Below are 24527 nucleotides of genomic sequence, written 5' to 3'. Positions count from 1 at the left end.
TCAGAAGACGTCAGCCGCTTTTTTGTTATAAGCAAACCTCGCCTTCCGGCAAGGTCTCACTTACAACTCAGAATGGATTCCGGGTTGCCTGATGACCGGATGCTTAATGCATCGTAATGACGATCAATCAGCTTATAAGTTACTCCCCTTTGCGTTGGCTAACATACTTGCCACAGCGCCGGGAAGCAATGGGGTGCAGGAAATATTTTGAAATATTTACGCACCCGTCGATTCCGCTCGGACGGATAAAAACGTGCCGCTACGGATTATCCGCCGGGAAAACCACACCCGTCTGGCGACGAATTTCTGTCAGCAATGCGGCGGTGATACGCGACGTTTGCAGACCGGGATGCTCCACCTGACCCCCATTCACCAACCGGGAAAAGGTTTCGGCTTCATACAGCATAGTGTTGATGTGCTGCATCTGCGTCAGATTCTGGCTCTCACCGCCGCGTGGGATAAAGCGCAACTGCTGGCACTCGGAGATTTTCTCAATCACCAGCGAGCCAGCCTCGCCCTGAATTTCGCTCGGTATCAGCGAATCACTCACCTTAGAATGCAGAATCGTCACATCGAAATCGCCATAGCCCAGCACCGCTACGCCATGTGCATCCACACCACTTTCCAGCAGTGAAGCCTGGGCGGTTACCTGCTGGGGTTCGCCCCATAAGGTGACTGCTGCCGCGAGGCAGTAATATCCGATATCCATAATGGAACCGTTGGACCATTGCGGATTAAAGGTGTTGGGGTTTCCGCCTGCCAGATAGCGCGGGTAACGTGAGGAGTACTGGCAGTAATTCAGCAGCGCCTTGCGCATTTTGCCAACCTGCGGCAGGGATTTTTGCAGCTGCAAAAAGGTCGGCAGGCTGGCAGTTTTAAAGGCTTCGAACAGCACCACCTGGTTTTCCCGCGCGCAGGCGATCATTGCTTCCGCTTCACGCAGGTTAGAGGCCAGCGGTTTTTCGCAAATCACATGTTTGCCGTGCGACATAAACAGCAGTGCCTGCTCGCAGTGCAACGCGTTCGGGCTGGCGATATAGACCGCGTCGATGGCGTCGCTGGCGGCCATCGCCTCAAGCGAGGTGAAGATGTGCTTGCAGGGATAATCGTTGGCGAAGGCTTCAGCCTGCTGCTGCTGGCGTGAATAAACAGCGCTCAGTTTCATTTTGCCGCTTTCATGTGCGGCGTCGATAAACTGGCGGGTGATCCAGTTGGTTCCCACAATAGCGAAGCGAATCACGTGCGGTTTCTCCGGCAGGGATAAAACGGCAGAGTAGCATGCTGGCACGGTAACGTAATTAGCAAACACAGGCGAAATTTGATCCTGAGATCCGCATTCCAATATGATGATGCAGCTATGATTTTTATCCCGGACAGAAGAGGACGCGCGGGTGAGTGGAAGTAAACATGCACTGAACTGGACCACATTGCTGATTGCCATCCCGGTCGGTTGCGCGGCCTCACTGGTGACGCTCGCTTTTCGCGGGGTTATCGATCTGATTAACCGTCTGTTATTTCACAGTGATAGTGAAATCACCGTGGCGATGCATGTCTGGCCGTGGATTTTCTGGCCGCTGCTGGTGGGCGCTGGTGGCTTGCTGGCGGGGTGGTTTTTGCGTTATGCCGTCAGCATTGAGCAGCAGGAAACGGTGAAAACCGATTACCTCGAAGTGATCAACGCCCGGCTGGATGCGGTACCGACCAAAACTTCACTGTTTCGCGCTCTGTCGTCGATTGCCAGTATCGGCAGTGGCGCATCGATAGGTAAAGAAGGGCCGATGGTGCAGCTTTCGGCGCTGTGCGGCAGCTTAATTGGCCGCTGGTTGCCGAAATCACTCGGTCTGCGTAATAGCGATATTGTGGCGATGGCCGCCGCTGCTGGCTTGTCGTCGGTGTACCATGCGCCGCTGGCGTCAGCGATCTTTGTCGCCGAAATTGCCTTTGGTATTTCTGCCTTGCAGCGGCTGATTCCGCTGGTCATCGCCTCTGCGGTGGCGGTGATGACCATGTGGTCGCTGGGTTTCCGTAACGCGCTCTATCCATTGTCTGACGTCAGCTTCCAGCTGGATATGACCAGCCTGCTGATGACGGTGTTGATTGGGCTGGCATCCGGGTTGGCGGGCTGGTTGCTGATCAAACTGATTGCGCGCAGCAAAGCGCTGTTTGGGCGTGTGCGTTCTCTGCCGTTGCGTCTCGGTGCCGGTGGTCTGGCCGTGGGTTTTCTGGCGCTGATCTCCACCGATATTCTGGGTAATGGCTATGAAGTGATCATTAAAATCATCGAGGGTCATTATCTGCTATGGGGCCTGCTGGGATTGTTGATCCTGAAAACCCTGGCGACCACGCTTTCGGTCGGCTCGAATGCAGTAGGCGGATTATTCACCCCTTCCTTATTAATTGGTGCGTTGCTGGGGGCGTTGCTTGCCAGCCTGGGTGCCGCGCTGCATTTGCCGGTGGGTGATACGCTGCTGTATGCCGCTATCGGCATGGCGGCGGTGCTGGCGGCAGTCAGCCAGGCGCCGCTGATGGCGATGTTGATGGTGCTGGAGATGACGCTCAACAGCAGCCTGCTGTTCCCGCTGATGATTGCGTCGGTGCTGGCGTCGATGCTGGTCTATCGTCTGCAATCCGCCAGCACTTATCCGGTGGTGAGTGGGCATCTCAGCCGTTCTGAAGCCAAATATGATTTCGATAATATGCGCGTTGATCAGCTGATCATCCCCGGTGCCGCCCTGCAACCGGATGAGTCAGTCGGGCAGGCGCTGGCGGTGAGTTCGCTGAAGCGCGAGCGTTATGTCTATGTCATCAACGCCAGCGGCCAGTTTCTCGGGGTGGTATCGATTCACGATATTGCGCGCAAGGTGCTGTCCGAGGAAATCACCTTACAGTCACCGGTGAGTATGGTGATGGATAGCAATTTCCCGTGTATTTATCAGAACCAGAGCATGCGCGAAGGCTGGGAAGCATTTGCCCGCGTGACGCTGGAACGCCTGCCGGTGTTGAACAATCCGCAGGAGCGCCATTTCCTTGGCGCGCTGACGAAAACCAGTCTGATTCAGAAGGCGCAGGAGTTTCTTTAAGCCGCGTTACCGCGCAGCGCCTGCTCGGTCATCCACAGCCGGGCATCGAACTCCAGCTGATGATAATCCGGCTCCATATGGCAGCAGAGTTGATAGAAGGCTTTGCTGTGATCTTTCTCTTTCAGATGCGCCAGTTCGTGCACCACGATCATGCGCAGAAAGGCTTCCGGCGCGAGACGGAAAAAGGTGGAGATGCGGATTTCGGCTTTGGCTTTCAGGTTGCCGCCCTGCACGCGGGAGATGGCAGTGTGCAGGCCAAGGGCGTGCTTCATCACCTTGATTTTATTATCCCAAATTACTTTGCTGACTGGCGGCGCGCTGCGCATGTAGCGGTTTTTCAGTCCCTGGGTGTAATCGTACAGCGCTTTATCGCTCACCAGATCGTGCATATCGGGATAGCGCTGCTGTAAAAAAGCGCCGAGACGTTGCTGCTCAATCAGCGTCTGTACCTGGCTGAGGATATGTTCAGGGTAGCCCTGCAGATAGATTAATGACATTGGGATTCCCGGCGAAAGACAGTATACTGCGCCCCCTTTTTAGGGCGAAAATCGCGCAAAGTGTACCACGCCGGAGATTCCATGAGCCAACTTGAACTGACCGATCGCACCCTGACGCTGCACCGCTTTCCGCCGATGCGCGAAGAAAGCCCTTTGCAGGCGTGGGATGCGGCAGATGAATATCTGTTGCAGCAGGCGCTGCCGGACGGTCCGGTACTGTTATTTAATGACAGCTTCGGTGCGCTGACTTGCGGACTGCATAATCGTCAGGTCTGGCATGTCAGCGATTCATGGCTCAGCCAGCAGGCGGCCCGGCAAAACCTGCGCCTCAATGATATGGATGAAGATCAGGTGCAGTTTCTCGACAGCCTGGCGGCGCTGCCTGCCGCCCCGGCGGTGGTGATGATCAAAATCCCTAAAACCCTGGCATTGCTGGAGCATCAGCTGCGTGCGCTGCGTGATGTGGTGACGCCTGACACGCTGATTCTGGCCGGGGCGAAAGCCAAAGATATCCATAGCTCCACCCTGCAACTGTTTGAGCGCATTCTTGGCGAAAGCAAAACCTCACTGGCATGGAGAAAGGCGCGTCTGGTGTATAGCCATTACACCGCGCCAAAGCTGGCTGCACAGTCACCAACCACCGTCTGGCCGCTGGATGACACTGACTATCAGATCCATAACCATGCCAACGTGTTTTCCCGTAGCTCGCTGGATATCGGTGCGCGCTTTTTTATGCAGCATCTGCCACATGATGTTGAAGGGGAGATTCTCGACCTCGGCTGCGGTAATGGGGTGATTGGCCTGATGGCGCTGGAGCAGAATCCACAGGCTGAAGTGTTGTTCTTTGATGAGTCTTACATGGCGGTGGCATCGAGCCGTCTTAACGTCGAAGTGAACCGCCCGCAGGATTTAGCGCGCTGCCAGTTCCGCGTGAACAACGCGCTGAGCGGATTCCCTTCCGATCGTCTGCACGCGGTGTTGTGTAACCCGCCGTTCCACCAGCAGCATGCCGTAACCGATCATCTGGCGTGGCAAATGCTGCGTGATGCCAAACGTTGTCTGCAATATGGCGGCGAGTTGCGCATCGTGGGCAACCGCCACCTCGATTATCATCACAAGATGAAAAAGCTGTTCGGCAACTGCACGCTGGTGGCGTCAACCGCCAAGTTTGTGGTGTTGCGTTCCGTCAAACTGCGTTGATTACAGGCTGAGCGCCAGCTCAGTCGCTTGTGAAATGGCGCGGCGGGCATCCAGCTCCTGCGCCACGTCCGCACCGCCAATCAGCCGGACCGCTTTACCGCGCGCCCTGAGTTGATCGGCCAGTTCGCGCAGAGGTTCCTGACCGGCGCAGATCACCACGTTATCCACTGCCAGCGTGATGTCCTCACCCAGATGGCGCAAGTGCAGCCCCTCATCATCAATCTTCAGATACTCCACATCCCCCCACATTTTCACGCCGTGCGCTTGCAGGCTGGCGCGATGGATCCAGCCGGTGGTTTTTGCCAGCCCGGCACCGGGTTTGCCGGATTTGCGTTGCAACAGCCAGATCTGGCGATCGGCAGGCACTGGCGCAGCAGGTATTAATCCTCCCCGCGCCTGCAACGAATGATCAATGCCCCAGCTTTGATAGAAATCTTCCTGATGTGTGGCCTGATGCAGCAGAAATTCTGCGGTATCGAAACCAATGCCGCCCGCGCCAATAATCGCCACGCGTTGCCCCACCGGCTTTTTATCGCGCAGCACGTCGAGATAGCTTAAAACGCTGGGATGATCGATGCCGGGCAGCGTGAGCTGGCGTGGGGCAATGCCGGTGGCGACGATCACTTCATCGGCGTCATCCAGTTGCTCAGCCGTGACGCGGCATTGGGTATGCAAGGTTACGCCAGCGGCCTCAAGCTGATGGCGGAAGTAGCGCAGCGTTTCGCTGAATTCCTCTTTGCCGGGAATTTGCCGGGCAATGTTGAATTGCCCGCCGATTTGCGTCCTGGCTTCATACAGCGTGACCTGATGGCCGCGCTGTGCCGCCTGCAACGAAAACGCCATGCCCGCCGGGCCTGCGCCAACCACCGCCAGCCGTTTTGGTGGGGAGGCGGCGGTCACGGGCATCAGCGTTTCATGGCAGGCGCGGGGATTGACCAGGCAGGACGTCACCTTGCCGACAAAAATCTGATCGAGACAGGCCTGATTACAGGCGATGCAGGTGTTAATGGCATCGGCATTACCGGCCTGGGCTTTGCTGACAAATGCGGCATCAGCGAGGAAAGGGCGCGCCATCGACACCATATCGGCGATGCCGTCACGCACTATTTCGTCGGCTACCGCCGGGTGATTGATGCGGTTGGTGGCAATCACCGGTACGGAAACATGGTCACGCAGGTGCTTCGTTACCCAGGCAAATCCGGCGCGTGGTACGCAGGTGGCGATGGTGGGAATTCGTGCTTCATGCCAGCCGATGCCGCTGTTAAACAAGGTGACGCCGCACTGCTCCAGCCCTGACGCCAGTTGTAGCGTTTCGGCCAGCGTGCTGCCGTTATGCACCAAATCCAGCATGGAAATACGGAAGATAATGATGAAGTCGTTGCCCACCGCAGCGCGCACTGCCCGCGTGACCGCCAGCGCAAAACGCTGACGTCGCGCGATATCGCCGCCCCAGTCATCCTCGCGCTGGTTAGTGTGCGCTACCAGAAACTGGTTAATCAGATAACCTTCCGAACCCATAATCTCCACGCCATCATAGCCCGCCTGCTGCGCCAGCCGGGCGCAATGGGCGAAGTCGGCAATGGTTTGCAGGATATCCGCTTCGCTCAGCGCCTGCGGCATAAAGGGATTGATCGGTGCCTGTAACGGCGAAGGGGCCACCAGATTGCGTTGATAGCTGTAGCGTCCCGCGTGCAGGATTTGCAGGGCAATTTTACCCCCGGCTGCATGCACCGCATCGGTGATGCTACGGTGCCAGCCGCACTGACTTTCCTGATGAAGAATCGCGCCGCCCTGCGCCACCACACCTTGTGGATTGGGGGCGATGCCGCCGGTGACAATCAGCGCCACGCCTTCTCGCGCCCGTTCTGCATAAAAGGCGGCCAGCCGTTCAGCGCCATCGCTATGTTCTTCCAGACCGGTGTGCATGGAACCCATCAGAAAACGGTTTTTAAGTTGGGTAAAACCCAGATCCAGTGGGGCGAACAGCGCAGGGTACTCAGTCATAATCACTCACTAATGAAGTGGTCGGATGAGTTAACTTTAATGGGTATTTATCAGGAAGGAAGTGGGACGTATTCAGCCTGTGAGTCACATCAAAAAAAGCAGGGTGGTAAGTACGGGCGCAAGAATCGGACATCTTTTACCCAGGCACGGGAAAGAACTTACTCACCCTGAAATGGCATTAAGGTCATGGCTAACGACTTAGCTCTTTAGTTATTAATTACTGAGACTCAATCCAGCTATCCCCATTGAGGATGGGCGTATCTTCGCAGGTTCGGGATGGGAGGTAACCAGGACCGGTCTGGCGATAACCTGGATATTTCTCTCATTGAGTTCCGGGTAGGACGATCGTGTATCACGTTATGCGTAACAGCTTTTTCGTAACATGTTTTTGAGTGATCTTCGTCACAGTTTTAACCCCGCTAACCCGGTTTTATGGCCCCCATTGCAACACCACTGAATGGGGAAGTTATGAATATCGAAACGCAATCCTGCGTGATCACCGGAAAACAACAAGTCAGCGTGGCACAGCAGCAGGTGGAATGGAACGGCAAAGGGACGCTGGTGCGCATTACGCGCGGCGGCATTTGCGGTTCGGATCTGCATTATTATCAGGAAGGCAAAGTCGGCAGCTTTGAAGTCAAAATGCCGATGATTCTCGGCCATGAGGTGATTGGCTATGTGGTTGAAAGCGACGACCCACGACTGAAGCCCGATCAGAAAGTGGCGGTTAACCCTTCTAAGCCCTGCGGCGAGTGCAAATATTGCCAGCGCGAGCAGGAGAACCAATGCGTCTCCATGCGTTTCTTCGGCAGCGCCATGTATGTACCGCACGTTGACGGCGGTTTCACCCAGTACAAAGTGGTGGATAGCGCGCAGTGCGTCCCCTTTCCCCAGGATGCTGATGAAAGTGTGATGGTATTTGCCGAGCCGCTGGCGGTGTGCATTCACGCTACCCATCAGGCCGGCGATCTCAGCGGCAAGCATGTATTTATCTCCGGGGTTGGCCCGATCGGCTGCCTGATTGCCGCCGCGGCTAAAGCACGCGGTGCAGCGTCGGTGGTGTGCAGCGATATCAGCGAGCGTTCGCTGGTAATGGCGCAGCAGATGGGGGCCACGGACGTGATTCATGCCGCCACTGGCGACTTCACGCCGTATCTGGCCGATAAGGGCTATTTTGACGTGGCGTTTGAAGCTTCCGGGCATCCGTCATCGCTGCAACGCTGCCTGGATGTGGTCTGCGCCAAAGGCACGCTGGTGCAGGTGGGTATGGGCGGTGCCATCCCCTCGTTCCCGATTATGCAGTTGATTGCCAAAGAGATTAACCTGGTCGGTTCCTTCCGTTTTACCCACGAATTCAACACTGCCGTCGAGTGGCTGGCTCAGGGCATTGTCAACCCATTGCCGTTGTTCAGCGGTGAGTATGGCTGGCAGGACATTGATGCTGCGCTGCAGTTTGCGGGTGACAAAACCCGTGCCGCAAAAGTCCAGTTAACATTTTAAGGAGATGGTTATGAGTCAGCTTTTTTCCCTCGAAGGTAAACGTGTTCTGATCACTGGTTCGGCACGCGGCATTGGTTTCCTGCTGGCACGCGGCCTGGCCGAGGCCGGTGCGGAAGTGATTGTTAACGCCACCACCCCGGGCGGTGCGGAACAGGCCGCTGCCAAGCTGCGCGATCTGGGGCTGCGCGCCCAGGCGAAGGCGTTTGACGTGACGCAGTCAGCCCAGGTACAGCAGGCGGTGGATGAGATTGAAGCGGAGTGGGGTGCGATTGATGTGCTGGTGAACAACGCCGGGATTCAGCGTCGTCGTCCGTTCCTCGAATTCCCGGAGCAGGACTGGAATGACGTTATCGCCGTTAACCAGACCGCGGTATTCCTCGTCTCACAAACCGTGGCGAAGAAGATGGTGGATCGTCAGCAGGGCAAAATCATCAACATCGGTTCGATGCAGAGCGAGCTGGGGCGCGACACCATCACGCCTTACGCCGCGTCCAAAGGGGCCGTCACCATGCTGACGCGTGGCATGTGCGTGGAACTGGCGCGTCACAATATCCAGGTCAACGCCATTGCTCCCGGTTATTTCGTGACTGAAATGACCCAGGCGCTGGCGGACGATCCCGCCTTTACCGGCTGGCTCACCAAACGCACTCCGGCAGCGCGCTGGGGTAAACCCGAGGAACTGATCGGCGCTGCCGTGTTCCTGTCCTCCAAAGCGTCTGATTTTGTTAATGGTCACCTGTTGTTCGTCGATGGCGGTATGCGCGTGGCTGTGTGATTCAATTGGCGCATTCACCAGGGTGCGCCTAAACCTTAATCACCTCTTGTTTCTCTATGGATAATAAAAAATGCCAATAACCATAATTGTTTTGGGCGTGGTTCTCCTGCTGGTGTTGATGATTGTTTTTAAGATCAACGGCTTTATCGCGTTGGTGTTTGTCTCCGCTGTGGTGGGTATCGCCGAAGGGATGACGCCGCTGAATGTGATGGCGTCGATCCAGAAAGGGATCGGTTCGACGCTGGGCGGACTGGCGATGATCCTCGGTTTTGGTGCCATGCTCGGGCGGCTGGTGTCTGACACCGGGGCCGCGCAACGTGTTGCCACTACGCTGATTGCCGCCTTCGGTAAGGAACGGCTGCAATGGGCGCTGGTAGTCACCGGCCTGATTGTTGGCCTGGCGATGTTCTATGAAGTGGGCTTTGTGCTGCTGCTGCCGCTGGTGTTCACCATCGTGGCCGCTGCCGGTTTACCGCTGCTGTATGTCGGTGTGCCGATGGTGGCTGCGCTGTCGGTGACTCACTGCTTCCTGCCGCCGCATCCGGGGCCAACGGCTATCGCTACCATTTTCGGTGCGAACCTCGGTACCACGCTGCTGTACGGCATGATCATCACCATTCCCACCGTGATTGTCGCAGGTCCGATCTTCTCCAAATTCCTCAAAAGCTTTGAAAAATCACCGCCGGAAGGGCTGTATAACCCGAAAATCTTCGCCGAAGAAGAGATGCCGGGCTTTGGTATCAGCATCTTTGCCGCCGTCATCCCGGTGGTGCTGATGGCGATTGCTGCGGTGTTTGAGCTGACCACACCGAAAGAGAATCCGCTGCGCCAGTTTTTTGAATTTATCGGTAACCCGGCAGTGGCGTTGTTTATCGCCGTGGTGATTGCGGTGTTGACGCTGGGTCTGCGCAATGGCCGTAAGATGGGCGAGGTGATGGACATGTGCGGAGAGTCTATCGCCGCCATTGCCATGATCATCTTTATCATCGCCGGTGGCGGTGCCTTCAAGCAGGTGTTGGTGGATAGCGGCGTCGGCAACTATATCGCCGATATGATGAAAGGTTCCTCGTTGTCTCCGCTGTTGATGTGCTGGACCGTGGCTGCGATGTTGCGTGTTGCGCTGGGTTCGGCGACGGTGGCGGCCATCACCACGGCCGGGATTGTGACGCCGATTATCGCAGCGACCCACGCCGATCCGGCGCTGATGGTGCTGGCCGTGGGATCGGGCAGCGTGATCGCCTCGCACGTTAACGATCCGGGTTTCTGGCTGTTCAAAGGGTATTTCAACCTTAGCGTGGTTGAGACGCTGAAAACCTGGACAGTGATGGAAACGCTGATCTCGGTGCTGGGTCTGGCTGGCGTGTTGATCCTCAATTCGTTGATCCACTAACCGATGTGGCTGCACAGGGAGGTGAGCCATCATGACTGAGCATCGTATCTCTCTTCAGGACATTGCCGAGCTGGCGGGCGTCACCAAAATGACCATCAGCCGCTACCTGCGTACGCCGGATAAGGTGGCCAGCCATACCGGCGAACGTATTGCGCGGGTCATCGAAGAACTGAACTATGTGCCTCAGCCTGTGGCCGGGGGGCAGTCACCGGCGAAAAGCGACACGCTGGGCGTACTGATCCCTTCGTTTAAAAACCAGATCTTTGCTGATCTGCTGAGCGGCATCGAACATGCCACCCGCGCCGGTCACTACCAGACCCTGATCGCCAACTATAACTACGATGCACGCAGTGAAGAGCAGCAGGTGCGCAATCTGCTGGCGTGGAATATTGACGGCATCATCTTGTGTGAAAAACAGCATACGCAGCGTACGGTGAAGTATCTGCGTGCGGCAAAGATTCCCATCGTTGAAGTGATGGATACTCAGGGGCCGTGCCTCGATATGCAGGTGGGTTTTAACAACTTCAATGCGGGTTATGATATGACGCGCACGCTGCTGGAGCAGGGGCGACGCTGCATTGTTTATCTCGGTTCGCTGGATGATCGTCGGGATGAGTTTCGCTTCCAGGGATTCCGCAAAGCGATGCAGGAACGGGGGCTACGTGCGGCACGGATCAATCCGCGTACCCTTTCTTCCCAGCGGCTCGGAGCCACCATGCTGGAGCAGACGCTACGCCTGCACCCCGAACTGGACGCGGTTTTCTGTACCAATGACGATATTTCGCTGGGCGCGCTGCTTTGGTGTCAGCGCCACGGTATCAACGTGCCGGATGAGATCGCCATTACCGGTTTTCACGGCCTTGATATCAGCCGGGAGATGTATCCCAGCCTCGCCAGTGTGATCACGCCGCGCTATGCCATTGGCGTCCAGGCGGCGGAGCTGCTGCTGAAGAAAATTGCCGATCCGACCTTTAATGCTGACAGCATCGATCTCAACTATCAGATCTTTATGGGCGAAACCATTCAGTCGCGACAGCGAATCCATGAGAAGCGGGATTGATAACCGCTGGCAAAATGGGTGTTGTAGCGGTAACTGGAACCGGCTTCGGCCATGCAATAGGTACATAGCGGCACCACTTCAATCTGCTCTGCCGGAATGCCGCGTTGCTGTAATAATCCCCGCGCCAGATGCGGCAAATCAAACCAAATCCCCTGCTGCTGGGCGCGTGCCTGAGGCCGGATGGCCTGCGGATTTTCCGGCTGGATGGCCGACCAGTTCAGCGCGGGTAAACCGGGCTGCGCCTGCATTTGCGTCACTAAATCCTCGCCCAGTTCATAGCAGCACGGCCCAATTGCCGGACCGATGGCGACATGCAGGGTCGCGGGCTGAGCGCCCAGCGCCAACAGGCGGTCAATGGCGCTATTCAGCACGCCGGACAAGGTTCCTTTCAACCCGGCATGTACCGCGGCAACCTGATGGTTATGGGTATCGGCGAACAGCACCGGCAGACAGTCGGCCGTGTAGACCGCGACCGGCCGGTTATCCTCACCAATCACCCCATCGGATTCGCAGCTTTTGGGCGGCAGGTTGTCACCCGCCATCACCACGTTGGCGCTGTGGCGTTGATGTCCATAGGCGGCATCGCCGGGAGCCGGTACGCCCGCTGGCTGAAAAGCATATTCCAGCCAGCCCAGCGCATCGAGCAATGCTGAGCGTGGTGCCGGATGTTCGGGGTGAGCCATAAGTATCTCCTTTATCGAGCCGATCGCTTTCTGCTGCCAACAGCTTACGTTAACTGCTACATTTTGACAGCTTTACACAAACTGACCGTAATCACTTAAGGATGAAATGATGAAAAAAACCACCTGGCTGGTCACGTCGAGCCTGATGGCGCTGGCGCTCACCGGCTGTGCGCAGCCTTCGAAACAGCAGGCACAGGCGCAGCTCGGCCAGCAGTCGGTACTGGCGGTAAACTGGTTCCAGCAATCGGGCGAGTATCAGGCTCTGAGCTGGCAGGCGTTCAACACCGCGCGCATGGCGTTTGATCAGGCTCCTTCGCTGGCTGGTAAGCCCAAGGCGGTGATCGTCGATCTCGATGAAACCATGATCGATAACAGCGCCTACAGTGCGTGGCAGGCAAAAAATGGTCAGCCATTTAGCGGCAAAACCTGGTCAGCCTGGACACAGGCGCGTCAGGCTCTGGCGGTACCGGGCGCAGTGGAGTTTGCCAACTACGTCAACAGCCATGGCGGCACTATGTTTTATGTATCCAATCGCGACCAAAAGGATTACGCCGCGACGGTGGATAACCTGAAGAAGCTAGGTTTCAGCGGAGTGAATGAGAAAACGGTACGGCTCAGCACTGGCAGCTCCAACAAACAGGCACGATTCGATGCGATCAAAGCCGAAGGCTATAACGTGGTGCTGTACGCCGGAGACAACCTGAATGACTTCGGGGGGGCGACATGGCATCAGAACAATGAGCAGCGTCGGGCGTTTGTCAGCGGCAATCATCAACGCTTTGGTACGCAATTTATCGTGCTGCCCAACCCGCTGTACGGTGACTGGGAAAGCGGGATGGCGGAAAACTACAACAAGCTGACGCCGGAACAGCAGTTGCAGGTACGTGAAGCGCGTCTGAGAGCGTGGAACGGTAAATAATTCGTCAGGAAAAAAAGCGCCTGCGATGTCGGGCGCTATTTAACCCTTCCAGGTCCGGAAATATTTACTTTTCATCGCAACTATTATTCTTCTCATTATTTTCGTGATCTCTTACCGCAACCGGGCGCTATAAATAGCGTAATATTCGGCGTTTTTAACGGTAAGACAGTGAAATCATCCAATCATAAATTTTATAATTAAGAAATTTCCTGGTATTAAATGGCCCGCAACGTTAAAAGAAAATTAACCATAATCTAATTGCGTGTATTTTTTTGTCATTGTATTGATTATGCATGATTTAATTATCAACTTAACTATATGATATTAATGCGTATCATCCGCCGTAACATTTCCCCGCCGCCTTGCAAAACCTTACTTTCCTCCGACATAAACTGAATCTAAATTTACATTTAGCCTTAAATGGAAGGGTCTGGAAATAACCATGGTGCATTACTACTCTTAAGCGTCTATAACCATTTTTTGTGAGGAAGCTCCGCTTTTTCCCCTGAGCCCTGTCTTATTCACGGCGTAATTTGCCTGGATACGGTATTCCCGGACATTAAGAGAAGATAATTGTGACGACACTCAAACCCTTATTAGCGAAAAATCGCAGTTGGGCATTACAGCGCCGCCAGCGTAATCCGCACTATTTCGAAAAATATCTTCATCAGCAAAAACCGCATTCCCTCTGGATTGGTTGTTCTGATAGCCGTGTGCCAGCTGAGGTATTAACCGGCGCGCATCCGGGCGAACTGTTTGTCCATCGCAACATCGCCAACATGGTGGTGCCTGATGACGACAATCTGATGAGCGTGTTGCAGTACGCGATTTTCTATCTCGGCGTTCAGCGTGTGGTGTTGTGCGGCCATTACGGCTGTGGCGGGGTGCAGGCGGCTCTTGGTCTGCCGGAAAGCCCGCTGGCAAAGGAAGATTCGGCGCTGGCGCGGCGCATTGCCGCCCTGCGCAACGGTTTAGCGCAGGGGCTGGTGGAATATCGTGCGGCCAGCGCGCAGGAAGAAGAGGGCAGCAAACTTAATCGTCTGGTGGAAGCTAACGTGATTGCCCAGTTTTCGCAGTTAGTGGTAACCGAACCGGTGCGGCTGGCGTGGCAGGCCGGACAACAACTGGATGTGTTTGGCTGCGTGTATGACCTGCAGTCTGGCCATCTGAAAGAGTTAATTCAGCAATCTGCAGAGGAATCGATACCATGAATCTGAATACCCTGCGTCAGGATATTCCGGCCGGTCTGGTGGTGTTTCTGGTGGCGCTGCCACTCTGTCTCGGGATTGCCCAGGCCAGTGGTCTGCCACCGTTTGCCGGTCTGCTCACCGGCGTGATTGGCGGATTGCTGGTCACGGCGCTCAGTCCGTCACGCTTTGCCGTGAGCGGACCGGCGGCGGGCCTGGTCACCATCGTGGTGGCGTCGATTGAGACGTTGGGCAGCTTCTCCGCTTTTCTCACCGCGTTGATGCTCGCGGGTTTGTTGCAGTGCCTGTTTGGTGTGCTGCGTGCCGGACGTTTTATTGCCCTGGTTCCGGGGAGTGTCATCAAGGGGATGCTGGCGGCAATTGGTATTTTGCTGATTATCCAGCAAATTCCGGTCGCGCTGGGGGCGGCGGGGGATGCGGAGCTGGTGTCGCTGTTGAATGGCGAATTCGCGTTCTCGGCCTCGGCGATGCTGGTGGCCGGTGTCGGGCTGCTGATTTTGTGGTTCTGGACCACGCCATTTATCAAATCGATCAAAGTGCTCAGCTGGATCCCCGGCCCGCTGGTGGCAGTGCTGGTGGGATGCCTGGCAACGGTGTCGGGTGTGGCGGGTTTGCCGCGCATCACTCTGCCTGCCTTTGACAGCATGGCGGCATTGGCAGCCGAACTGGAAACCCCGGACTGGCTGGCATGGCAAAATCCTGCGGTATGGGTGGTGGCGCTGACGCTGGCGCTGGTGGCGAGCCTGGAAACGTTACTCAGCCAGGAGGCGCTGAAAAAACTGCGTCCACAACATCCGGCCCCCTCGCCAAACAAAGAGATGTTTGCTCAGGGGGTGGGTAACCTCACCGCCGGGTTGCTGGGGGCGATGCCGATCACCGCAGTGATTGTGCGCAGTTCGGTGAACGTCAGCGTGGGGGCGCAAAGTAAAGTCTCGATTCTGCTGCATGGCGTGTTGTTGCTGATTTGCGGGCTGTGGTTTAGCGAGTTGCTGAATGCGATCCCACTCGCCAGCCTCGCGGCTGTGCTGCTGTACACCGGATATAAGCTGGCAACGCCACGTCTGCTCGTCGAGCAAATGCGCATGGGGGCGCAGCAATATGTCCCCTTCCTTGCCACCATCGGCGGCATTATCGTGTTTGGGATGCTGGCTGGGATCGGCATCGGTATCGTTACCCAGATACTTTTCAGCCTGTATCAGAGCCACCGCAATGCGTTGCAGCTGACCCGTTATGACGACCACTACGTGCTGCGCTTCCAGCAGAATCTGACCTTTATGCATAACCCCAAATTGCAGGGCCTGCTGGCAGAGATCCCGGAAAACAGCGTGGTGATTGTGGACCACGATAATGCCGAGTATCTCGACCCGGATGTCAAAGCGGTGCTACAGGATTTTGGCGAAAATGCGGATAAACGCGGCATTCGACTGAGTCAGTGGCCAGTCGCGGTAAAATAGCAATCCGTCTGCAACTGAAATTTGTGTTATTACTTAAAAATCGGATATCTCGGATATCCGATTTTTTTATTTACAGGGCATAATTGTCGCGCTTTTCTCCATCATTGCCTGGCTTCTCTCAGGCCCCCCAGGCGCAGAGTTGAATGATGAACACGGGCTTAATTAACGAATCAGAATGTCCTTTTTTCAGGTTTAATGCCTGCTGATGCCCCCGGCATATGGCAGCGACTTTCCAGGTTACAGGGTTCGACGTATGCGCGTTAAGCTGTTTGCAGAGAATAATTTTAAAAAGAATGCTCTCTCGCTGTTCCTCATCACGCTGTTTTTCTGCTTTATTGGCAGCCATCTGCGTGTGCCGCAGGAGCTGTCGCTGTTCTGGCCGGTCAACGCGCTGATTACCGGGTTGATGGTGCGTAACCCTTTTCTGCATCGTATCTCCAGTTATGTCGTCTGTTTTGTGGCGATGGTCTTTAACGATACGGTGTTCTCCGGCTGGGCGATGCTCGCTGTGACCCTCAACGTGGCCAATATCCTGTTTATCCTGGTGGCGGTCAGCATGCTGATTAAGCATCTGTTGCCCCCATCGGCAAATAGCCGGGTGATTAACGCCATGCGTATTTTCCCCGCCTGCCTGCTGGCAGCGATGTCGTGCGCGACCTGGGGGGCCTGGGTGCAGGAAGTCGGCTTCAGTGCGCGTTTTGTTACCGCCTGGGGCGATTGGTTCAGTGAGCAATTTTCTACCTCGCTGATGCTGCTGCCAGTTCTGCTGGCGCGCCCGCTGCGCTCGGTCGCCTGGTGTTCGTTATTACATGCCAGCAAGTTGCTGCCGCTGGTGGGTGTCGTATTGTCGCTGACTATCGGCGCGATGATTGGCGGGGCGGGTAGTCTGACTTTCCCGGTTCCGGCATTGATCTGGTGTGCGATTGTGTTGCCGATCCCCATCACCAGCCTGGTACTGCTGCTTACCGGGATCACCGAAATCATTCTGGTTTCCCACGGGGTGATGAATATTCAGGGCGATGATGCTTTGCTGCCGATCAGCCATCTCACCTCGGTACGTCTTGGCGTTGCGACCATCACCATCAGCCCGTTGCTGGTGGCCGTCAGCATGGACGCCATCCGCCAGCTGAATCAGCGGCTATCGTTGCGCGCCAATTTTGATTTCCTCACCCAGCTGCTGTCGCGTTCTGGCTTGTATGAAAATCTGCGCCAGGAGCCTTTCTCTCTGCACCGTGTCGCCGGGGTGGTGATGCTGGATGTTGACTACTTCAAGGCCATTAACGACAACTTTGGTCATGACGCCGGTGATGGCGTGCTGGAAGAAATTGCCCGGCGTATTCAGGATGTGGTGAATAATCGCGGGCTGGTTTGCCGCTTTGGTGGCGAAGAATTTGTCGTGGTGGTGTTTGACTACAGCCACATCCAGCTGTATCAACTGGCCGAAGCGATTCGCCAGTCGATGGTTAAAGATAAGTTCTGGTTGCAGGGCAATACCGTGACCGTGACCGGCAGCCTTGGGCTGGCACATGGCAGTGCGGTGAACGAGCGGGAGTGGCAGGGCGTGATTAACCGCCTGATTTCGGCGGCAGATAAGAACCTTTATCTGTCGAAGCGCAACGGCCGCAATCAAACTTCGCCAGCCGTTGAGCCTCGCACGATGGTAAATGATGTTGCCTGATAGCTACACGCTGCTTTTCAGTGCGCTGCTTTGCTGATGGCGTTCCAGCGCCAGCTCGATCAGACGGGTAATCAGCGCGCTGTAATCCAGACCTGCGGCCTGCCATAGCTTGGGATACATGCTGATGTTGGTGAAGCCAGGTAACGTATTGACTTCATTAACGATGATCTCTCCGCCCGCCGTGAGAAACACATCCACACGCGCCATACCACTGCACTCCAGCGCCTGAAATGCTTTCAGCGCCACGGCACGGATCGCTTCGCTATCTTCAGCATCGATCGCAGCTGGCACCACAACCTGAGCACCGTTCTCGCTGATGTATTTGGTGTCATATGAGTAAAACTCATCGTGCACCACCACTTCGCCACAGGGGCTGGCGACGGGGTCGTCATTCCCTAACACGGCACATTCGATCTCGCGGCCTTTAATACCCTGCTCAATCAGGACTTTGCGGTCAAAGGTAAAGGCAAGATCAAGTGCAGCCGCTAATTCTTCAATATGGCTGACTTTGCTGACGCCAACCGAGGATCCTTGGTTCGCGGGTTTGATAAACAGCGGCAGGCCAAAACGCTCCACCACTGCCTGCACATCAAGCTGGGCGCGCTGTGCCTGGGTGACGCTGACCCACGGGGCAACATTCAGCCCGGCATCACGCAGCAGACGTTTGGTGAAATCTTTATCCATACTGACGGCAGAACCCAGCACGCCGGAACCGACAAATGGCAGGTTCGCCATGCGCAGCAGACCCTGTAGCGAACCATCTTCGCCCAGCGTGCCATGCACAATCGGGAAAATGACATCAACCTGCGACAGAGGATGGGCATTGTGACGGGTGATTAGCTGCTGCGATGCCTGCCCAGGCACCAGCGCGACATTCTCACCGGAGCGGTTAAGCGCTATCAGTGCGGGATTCTCCGCATTAAGCAGAAAGCCGGAAGCATCATTCAGATGCCATTCTCCCTGCTTATCGATACCCAGCAGCACCACCTCGAATTTACTTTTATCGATGGCCTCAAGAATGTTTTTTGCTGATTGTAATGACACTTCATGTTCGGCCGACTTTCCACCAAAAATGATTCCCACGCGCTGTTTTGCCATTGTTTTTTGTCCGATTGCGGTAAAGCGAATGGGTAAGATAGCACGGGGTGGGGGGCGCAGGTATAGCGGGTCGCCGCGGCCTTTAGGGGAGAGAGGTTAAAAAAATCCCCTCGGACGAGGGGATGCCAAATCAGGCCAACACCAGGGAAATCAATGATTGGACTATACCTTGGTATAGTTGGTGGGAATGTGAGGTGGATCATAAATTTGAGGAAGGTGGGGAATTTTTGCATCGTGAGATTTAGGGATTGCCAGGGAGAAAGACGTTGATGTAAAGGGGATGGAGGTCTCCCCTTCATAAGTTCAGCCGGTAATCATCTGGATTGATGAGGTTGATTTCTTCAATACGCCAGGTGCTCATATTAAGAGTGCAGGCTTTTATTGCATTTCCTAAATTATGCGTACCTTGAGCATGGGGAACGGCAGACTGGAAAAAAGTGTCCCGGTAATTAATCCAGATATCTTGACTGGCTTTGAATTTAGCGATTATTACATTTTTTCCTGACTTCCCACCTACCATTAGGGGGGAGCAGGGATTTAATCTCTTTAAACTTTTCTGCGATATAGATGTAGATTGAAATGATTAACAGGATAAACAACCCGACATTGGCATCATGCATTGTTACCTTTCAATGTTATGAATTTGGTCTCGGATGTTTTTTTATTTCGGGTGAAAAGTTACGCCTGAAATACAAAGGGCTTGATATAGTTTTATCTGCCCTATGACAATCAGTTAAGGTGAATTTTTCTTTGCGCGTTAAATAACATTTCATTAATTCGAATGCCAGGAGATAAGATTCTCCTTTAACTGCCCAAATTGATTCAAGATCCCATATTTTTTCCAATTGAGCCGTCTCAATGATAGCCCCTGTGTCAATTCCCATATCGATATAATGGATTGTTGCTCCAGCAGCTTGTTCAAATTGACAGTGAGTGTTATCAACGAGAAATTGCTCAATGGCGAACATTCCTCTTGCGTAAGGTAAAACAGCGGGATGAGCATTAACTATTCGTTGTTCAAAAAAATCAATCCATTTATTTTTAAGAATGACGTTAAGGAATATAATCGCACCTGAATTGTCAATCGCATTCACGCCATCCGTACAATGAGAAAGAAAATCATCAGTAAAGTCGATCGTTGTGACAATGTTAGCCAGTTTTAATGGATGTAATTCAGGTACTCCATATGTTAACGCTAAATACTCTTCTGCTTCACTCAGTCCGCGATAAGATCTTTCGATAGTATTTAAGTCTTTTTGTCTATGAATTTTTTTTGCTAAGACTTGAATGCATTTCATTCAATTCTTCGCAATCGAGTTCACGAGCGTTTCTTACGATCCATTTCAGGTTATGATTATTTAGTTTTTTTGCAAGGAAGCTAGTATGAAATAGTGATTCAGTAAGGCAAGTGTACATATACCACCTCAGTCAAGTTAATTAAGGGTAGTGATTCGTTCAGTTACAATACTGGAAATGAAAGCTACAATAATTTAACTCTACAAATCAATCTATTTTTCGGTCTTCCGAGGTGAGGATGGTAAGGTGCAGGCTATGATTATTTTTTTAACAAAAAATTAAATTGTTTTTGATTAAGGAGAACCTCATGAAATCACTTTGGATGATATTATAGTAGACATCACGGATGGTAGATAATCAGCTAAACTAATTGCTTATCTAATTAGTTATACAGGTGGAACCTCACCCTTCGCGCTACGCGAAACTCATTAAGTTGCCTCGAAAGTAGTACGCGTAGCAGTGCTGTGTGCAGTTGCTGGAAGCGGCGTATACAGCATCCTAATAAAAATCCTCTTTCAATACGATTCTCATTATACGGACATAAAATAAATTACAAATCAATATATTATTGTTTATTTGAGTTGAAATCTGATGATCACAACCATTCTTTCATAATTTCTTCCGAAAGTGTGAAGTTATGCAGCAAAATCATCAATGCCTTATGATACTGTACTTAAGGCTAGGTGTGCCCCCCCTATTCCAGATTAAGTTTTCACAAATCACTGGCTAAAAAAGGTCTGGCTGAATAAATATATTTTAGCGAAATATCATGATTACCTGCTATTCAATAAAGGCATAAAGTAAAATAAGGAGATAAAAATGCAATGTATGCAAGCCAGGGATTCAGATCTGGATAATATCTGCGATCTGCTGACAGCTGAGTTTTTTGACGATCCGATATATAAATTTGTTTTTATCAATCAGGTAGGTCGGTTTGACAGAATGTGGCGTTTTTTTCGTGTCTATGTTGATTTCGCCAGAGAATATGGCGGCATACACTTTATTGAAAACTATGCGGGAGTTCAGGTTTATTTTCGATCAGAATTTATGGCAATAAGCAACGAACAGCTTGATATCGATAACCGGCTGCGCCGGGCATGTGACTCAGACTATACGACCGTTGCAGCGTGGATGAAGGGATGTGATAACTATCATCCCCGAACCCCGCCTCACTGTTATTTATTTCTCACGGCAGTAAAGCGCGCACATCGCGGCCATGAAAGCACAAGAGTGTTGGCGACGTTGTTCAGTGAACTGAATGTCATTCTGGATAAAAATGGTTTTCCATGCTACTCCGAGTGCACAAGGCGCGGTGGACAAATCATATCCAGGCGATTTGGTTTTCGTGATGCAGGATCTCCCAGGAAGGTAGAGGGTTTCCCTGAGTTCTTTCCAATCTGGCGTGAACCACAGCAAACCATTGCATTTTCTGAATTATAATCAATAAGTACGTTAAGTGAGCTGATACAATACTGATGATTGGAGGTCAGTCGTTTTATATTTTGGTTACCGTCTGACTGTTAGCTTTTAATACGAAGGCGAACGCTCAGAATCATTTACCTGGTCGGGGTATAAGGTTGAGTTCATTTGCTAAGCTAATAGCATGTTTTGCATTCTTGACGCCAAGTTTTCTGACTGTATTTCCCATATGGAATTTAACCGTGCTAACGGTGAGGTGCAGGATCCCAGCAACTTCAGCATAGGTCTTTCCGGTACTGCTCCAGTAGAGTACTTCAGCTTCACGGGTAGACAGATCCATATTCATAGCGCACTTTTCTTTTGATTTCATGTAGATCTGAAGCAACATTTCATGGGTATTCAGTAGAATATCCTGAAAATCATTTTTAAGATTTTTGATAAGTTCAGCAACATCAGTCATCAGAAATTTATCATAATATAATGTTAGCGTTGCCAGATTGCTATAATAATCATGTACAACAAAAGTATGACCAGCTAAAAAATTACAAGATTTTAAAACAAAAACTTTATCCATTGGCCAATAAGAGTTTATTTTGATGTCATCATCCCAGGTAAAAGATGTTATGCGATTCAATGCAGTGATAATAATAGGGTCAATATTTTGATATTTATTGGAAAGATACTCATCAACAAAATCATTTTCTATGTTATAAATGACGACTATGTTATCTGTATGTTTTTTATCCATTACAGCGTATGCGTACTTAAAATTACCGTACTTTAGTATGTTTCTTTCCAAACTGTTTTTTATATAATTATTTTTTTCGTTATCTGAAAAGTAACTTTTCATTAGTCAATTCTCTTTAAAAGAAATGTTCAGAACGATAGCTTTCCGAATAAAGTAAAGCTTAAGTCATTACAAGCTATTATAGTCGATCTCTCCGGGGTATCTGTATGTGCATCAATAATTTTTCCTGTGCTTAATACAGATTTAAATAAAACGATTACACTCTAATGACGATCAGGCCATGATTATTATCAGGTAGGAAGAGGTCTGAGCGACAGTTCCTAAACTGTGCCATGTTATATTGGTCACACCGGAACTGGCATGATTGCATCGGAAGTGTCAGTCTACAAGACTTTGGTTTATATTGGAATAAAGCAGGGCTATTTTCTCCCTCATGCTATAATTGCGCCAGAAATTAGCATTCAGTCCTTTGCTTGTCGCCGCTCACTTCCCTGGCTGTAATCACTGATTCAGAATTTCGGTAAAAAATGAACGGTTTATATCGAAAATCGCTTTCGGATTAAATCGGAAAGCGTGGCTGGTTTACGCCGGAATTAGTGATTGAATTGGGTCAGAATATGCAGAGTGGGGCGGATATGGCTGAAGGATCTGCTTTTCAGGATGTGTGAAGTTAAAAAAATCCCCTCGGACGAGGGGATGCCAAATCAGGCCAACACCAGGGAAATACATGAGCAAACTATACCTTGGTGTAGTTTGTGGGGATGTGAGGTGGATCATAAATTTGATGATTGGTTTGCAGGCAGGTGTGTCAGTCTGATGTGATCAGGCTGGAAAGTAAAAAACTCGCAGTTTAGAATTTTTGGTATAAATTATGAAATCGGAAAATTATCACAATGTAAATATTGGTAAGGACATCATTATAATAAGTTATATGCTGAATTTGAGGGCCCATACATCTTTAGAGTTAGGAGGTGTAAAAAAGAGAAGGTAGTTCACAGAATGAATCTAAGGTGAATTTTTAAGGTGGATATTTTATTTTGATAAGTATATGGTCTGAATGGTCAGGTGAAAATTTAATAAGGATTGGCTAAGGTAGCCGGGGTAGGCTTTATCTTAAGTATGTGCCTTTTTATTGAACTTCTTTTTCTAAAAACTCTTCATAGTCTTGCATTCAGGATGGCGAGAATAAAAAGGAAAATTTACAGAGGACGTTGCTATGAGTAATCGTAATGAAATTATTGAGCCATATGAATGGAATAGCAATAGAAGAAATGGTCTGGTATACAGTAATGTGCTGGGTTGGATTGATTTGGGCCATGCGCAGGGTACAGATATAACTTCTCTGTTGGCAGATTTTCGCAGAGGTGAGGCAGGTAAAAATGATTATTATAAGATTGATTATACACAAAAGATGCATGCTTTCAGTAAACGATTTGGAACTGGAAAATATGTTAAATGGGAAATTAAAAAAGGCCGTTCAGTTAGTGAGATACATAGTATTGCATTGGGGATGATGATGGCAACTGCCAGGATGTTTGAAGAGTATCAGGCATCAGCTTTTTTCAGTTGGTATACGGATAGCGGATTCAGCTGTGAAGACTTAACATCTGATTTGCTGGGCTTTTATCGAGCGGTACTGCCTTCTAATTATCAATCAAGACTTGGATTAGTAAGTAAATTTGATGCTCTGAAGCGGTGGGACTACTATGGTCCGATAGGTAATTATAAAAACACTGGTTTTTTACCACTACTTTTCCCTGATCCAGAAGATCCCTGTATAATCAAAAAGCCCTATAAGGGAAACCTTCCTGATTTTATGCGGTGGATTCAGCCGTACACTGATTTCAGGTCAGATAAAGTCAGAGTATTAAACAGGAATGGTACTTATTTTTCCTTTTTGAATTGAGTGGTGGAAGTATATGAAGATGAGAGGACTGGGGTGTTTTTCTATATTTCTATTGATTATTATTGTAGCCTTTTATCTTTACGTTCCGGTCAGGGGAAATTTTGAGTATAAAGAAAATGATCTTTACAGCTATTATTTTTATACGGATAAGGAGATAAAGAATGCTCCCAGAGTCGCGGATAGATTCACTTTTATCTATGCCTCCCCTGATGGTAGCCAAGGGGAAATGAGTGCTATTGTTTATACTGGGGGGGGGATGATGCAATTGGAAGAATATCTTAAATCAAAAGGGTATTCTCTATTCAGAAAAGAAGATAATGGTTTAACACAAGTCTGGATGTCTGACAGGGAAAAGAAAGTTCAATTCTTATTATCGCAGAATAAAGATAAGAATGTCATAACGCTAACAAAAGTGATTAACTGAGAGATATTCTATATTATATCAATGACAAAAAGATGAAGGATATCTCAATATTTTAAAGCCAGCTAGCAGGAGGTAATTCCATCTGCTTAATTTCACTGACATGATTTTTATTTAGGTTTATTGTGCATTGGCCAATGTATGACTGATAATCATATGAATCCTCATCCAGTTCAGTAGCAACTGAGAGA

20 protein-coding genes are annotated in these 24527 nt (G+C 51.5%); 13 read left to right on the top strand and 7 right to left on the bottom strand.

Annotation, left to right across the window (positions count from 1 at the left end):
• Positions 1–259: 259 nt before the first annotated feature.
• Positions 260–1240, bottom strand: coding sequence for a Gfo/Idh/MocA family protein (locus HA50_RS18140; protein ID WP_084878603.1), 981 nt, complete (start codon positions 1238–1240; stop codon positions 260–262).
• 151 nt (positions 1241–1391) lie between these two features.
• Between HA50_RS18140 and HA50_RS18135 the strand changes: the two genes are divergently transcribed.
• Positions 1392–3080, top strand: a complete 1689-nt coding sequence (locus HA50_RS18135; protein ID WP_084876991.1) for a chloride channel protein — start codon at positions 1392–1394, stop codon at positions 3078–3080.
• Here the strand turns inward: HA50_RS18135 and HA50_RS18130 are convergent.
• The gene (locus HA50_RS18130) at positions 3077–3577 is read right to left on the bottom strand and encodes a M48 family metallopeptidase (RefSeq protein ID WP_084876989.1); all 501 of its coding nucleotides are present in this window, start codon (positions 3575–3577) and stop codon (positions 3077–3079) included. The genes HA50_RS18135 and HA50_RS18130 overlap by 4 nt on opposite strands.
• 81 nt (positions 3578–3658) lie before the next feature.
• Between HA50_RS18130 and rlmG the strand changes: the two genes are divergently transcribed.
• Positions 3659–4777: a 23S rRNA (guanine(1835)-N(2))-methyltransferase RlmG gene (rlmG, locus tag HA50_RS18125; protein ID WP_084876987.1), complete on the top strand. Its 1119-nt coding sequence runs from the start codon at positions 3659–3661 to the stop codon at positions 4775–4777.
• Here the strand turns inward: rlmG and HA50_RS18120 are convergent, their stop codons facing one another.
• Positions 4778–6781 carry an NADPH-dependent 2,4-dienoyl-CoA reductase gene (locus HA50_RS18120; protein WP_084876984.1) on the bottom strand — a complete coding sequence of 668 codons (2004 nt, stop codon included), beginning with the start codon at positions 6779–6781 and terminating at the stop codon, positions 4778–4780.
• Positions 6782–7249: 468 nt separating this feature from the next.
• Here HA50_RS18120 and idnD point away from each other — a divergent pair, with 468 nt between their 5' ends.
• The 4 genes from idnD to idnR all read left to right on the top strand — a co-directional run bounded on the left by idnD (position 7250) and on the right by idnR (position 11506).
• Positions 7250–8281, top strand: a complete 1032-nt coding sequence (idnD, locus tag HA50_RS18115; RefSeq protein WP_084876981.1) for an L-idonate 5-dehydrogenase — start codon at positions 7250–7252, stop codon at positions 8279–8281.
• A gap of 10 nt (positions 8282–8291) precedes the next feature.
• Positions 8292–9056: a gluconate 5-dehydrogenase gene (idnO, locus tag HA50_RS18110; RefSeq protein WP_084876979.1), complete on the top strand. Its 765-nt coding sequence runs from the start codon at positions 8292–8294 to the stop codon at positions 9054–9056.
• 70 nt (positions 9057–9126) lie between these two features.
• Complete coding sequence (locus tag HA50_RS18105) at positions 9127–10446, top strand: gluconate:H+ symporter (RefSeq protein WP_084876977.1); 1320 nt, start codon at positions 9127–9129, stop codon at positions 10444–10446.
• Positions 10447–10477: 31 nt separating this feature from the next.
• Positions 10478–11506, top strand: coding sequence for a DNA-binding transcriptional regulator IdnR (gene idnR / locus HA50_RS18100; RefSeq protein WP_084876974.1), 1029 nt, complete (start codon positions 10478–10480; stop codon positions 11504–11506).
• On the opposite strand, the gene HA50_RS18095 is transcribed toward idnR, so the two are convergent.
• Positions 11470–12189, bottom strand: a complete 720-nt coding sequence (locus HA50_RS18095; RefSeq protein WP_084876972.1) for a purine nucleoside phosphorylase YfiH/LACC1 family protein — start codon at positions 12187–12189, stop codon at positions 11470–11472. The genes idnR and HA50_RS18095 overlap by 37 nt on opposite strands.
• Positions 12190–12298: 109 nt before the next feature.
• On the opposite strand from HA50_RS18095, the gene HA50_RS18090 reads away from it, so the two are divergent.
• The 4 genes from HA50_RS18090 to HA50_RS18075 all read left to right on the top strand — a co-directional run bounded on the left by HA50_RS18090 (position 12299) and on the right by HA50_RS18075 (position 17448).
• Positions 12299–13108 (top strand): 5'-nucleotidase, lipoprotein e(P4) family, encoded by an 810-nt coding sequence (locus HA50_RS18090; RefSeq protein WP_084876970.1) that lies wholly within the window; start codon positions 12299–12301, stop codon positions 13106–13108.
• Between the two features lie 569 nt (positions 13109–13677).
• The gene (locus HA50_RS18085; protein WP_084876968.1) at positions 13678–14319 is read left to right on the top strand and encodes a carbonic anhydrase; all 642 of its coding nucleotides are present in this window, start codon (positions 13678–13680) and stop codon (positions 14317–14319) included.
• A 2-nt stretch (positions 14320–14321) separates the two neighbouring features.
• Positions 14322–15770 carry a SulP family inorganic anion transporter gene (locus HA50_RS18080; protein ID WP_139810984.1) on the top strand — a complete coding sequence of 483 codons (1449 nt, stop codon included), beginning with the start codon at positions 14322–14324 and terminating at the stop codon, positions 15768–15770.
• A 253-nt stretch (positions 15771–16023) separates the two neighbouring features.
• Positions 16024–17448, top strand: a complete 1425-nt coding sequence (locus HA50_RS18075) for a GGDEF domain-containing protein (protein WP_084876964.1) — start codon at positions 16024–16026, stop codon at positions 17446–17448.
• Between the two features lie 3 nt (positions 17449–17451).
• Here the strand turns inward: HA50_RS18075 and ddlA are convergent, their stop codons facing one another.
• On the bottom strand, positions 17452–18546 hold the full coding sequence (gene ddlA, locus HA50_RS18070) for a D-alanine--D-alanine ligase (RefSeq protein ID WP_084876961.1): 1095 nt from the start codon (positions 18544–18546) through the stop codon (positions 17452–17454).
• Positions 18547–19181: 635 nt separating this feature from the next.
• On the bottom strand, positions 19182–19844 hold the full coding sequence (locus HA50_RS18060) for a formyltransferase family protein (RefSeq protein ID WP_084876956.1): 663 nt from the start codon (positions 19842–19844) through the stop codon (positions 19182–19184).
• 817 nt (positions 19845–20661) lie between these two features.
• Between HA50_RS18060 and HA50_RS18055 the strand changes: the two genes are divergently transcribed.
• The gene (locus HA50_RS18055) at positions 20662–21282 is read left to right on the top strand and encodes a hypothetical protein (protein ID WP_084876954.1); all 621 of its coding nucleotides are present in this window, start codon (positions 20662–20664) and stop codon (positions 21280–21282) included.
• 112 nt (positions 21283–21394) lie between these two features.
• On the opposite strand, the gene HA50_RS18050 is transcribed toward HA50_RS18055, so the two are convergent.
• The gene (locus HA50_RS18050) at positions 21395–22111 is read right to left on the bottom strand and encodes a helix-turn-helix transcriptional regulator (protein WP_084876952.1); all 717 of its coding nucleotides are present in this window, start codon (positions 22109–22111) and stop codon (positions 21395–21397) included.
• Between the two features lie 1114 nt (positions 22112–23225).
• Between HA50_RS18050 and HA50_RS18045 the strand changes: the two genes are divergently transcribed.
• On the top strand, positions 23226–23915 hold the full coding sequence (locus HA50_RS18045; protein WP_084876949.1) for a hypothetical protein: 690 nt from the start codon (positions 23226–23228) through the stop codon (positions 23913–23915).
• Positions 23916–23928: 13 nt separating this feature from the next.
• Positions 23929–24339 (top strand): hypothetical protein, encoded by a 411-nt coding sequence (locus HA50_RS18040; protein WP_084876947.1) that lies wholly within the window; start codon positions 23929–23931, stop codon positions 24337–24339.
• The last annotated feature ends 188 nt before the right edge of the window (positions 24340–24527 follow it).

This window comes from Pantoea cypripedii, from assembly GCF_002095535.1.
Lineage (GTDB): Bacteria > Pseudomonadota > Gammaproteobacteria > Enterobacterales > Enterobacteriaceae > Pantoea > Pantoea cypripedii.
This window is presented reverse-complemented; position numbering and strand designations above follow the sequence as displayed.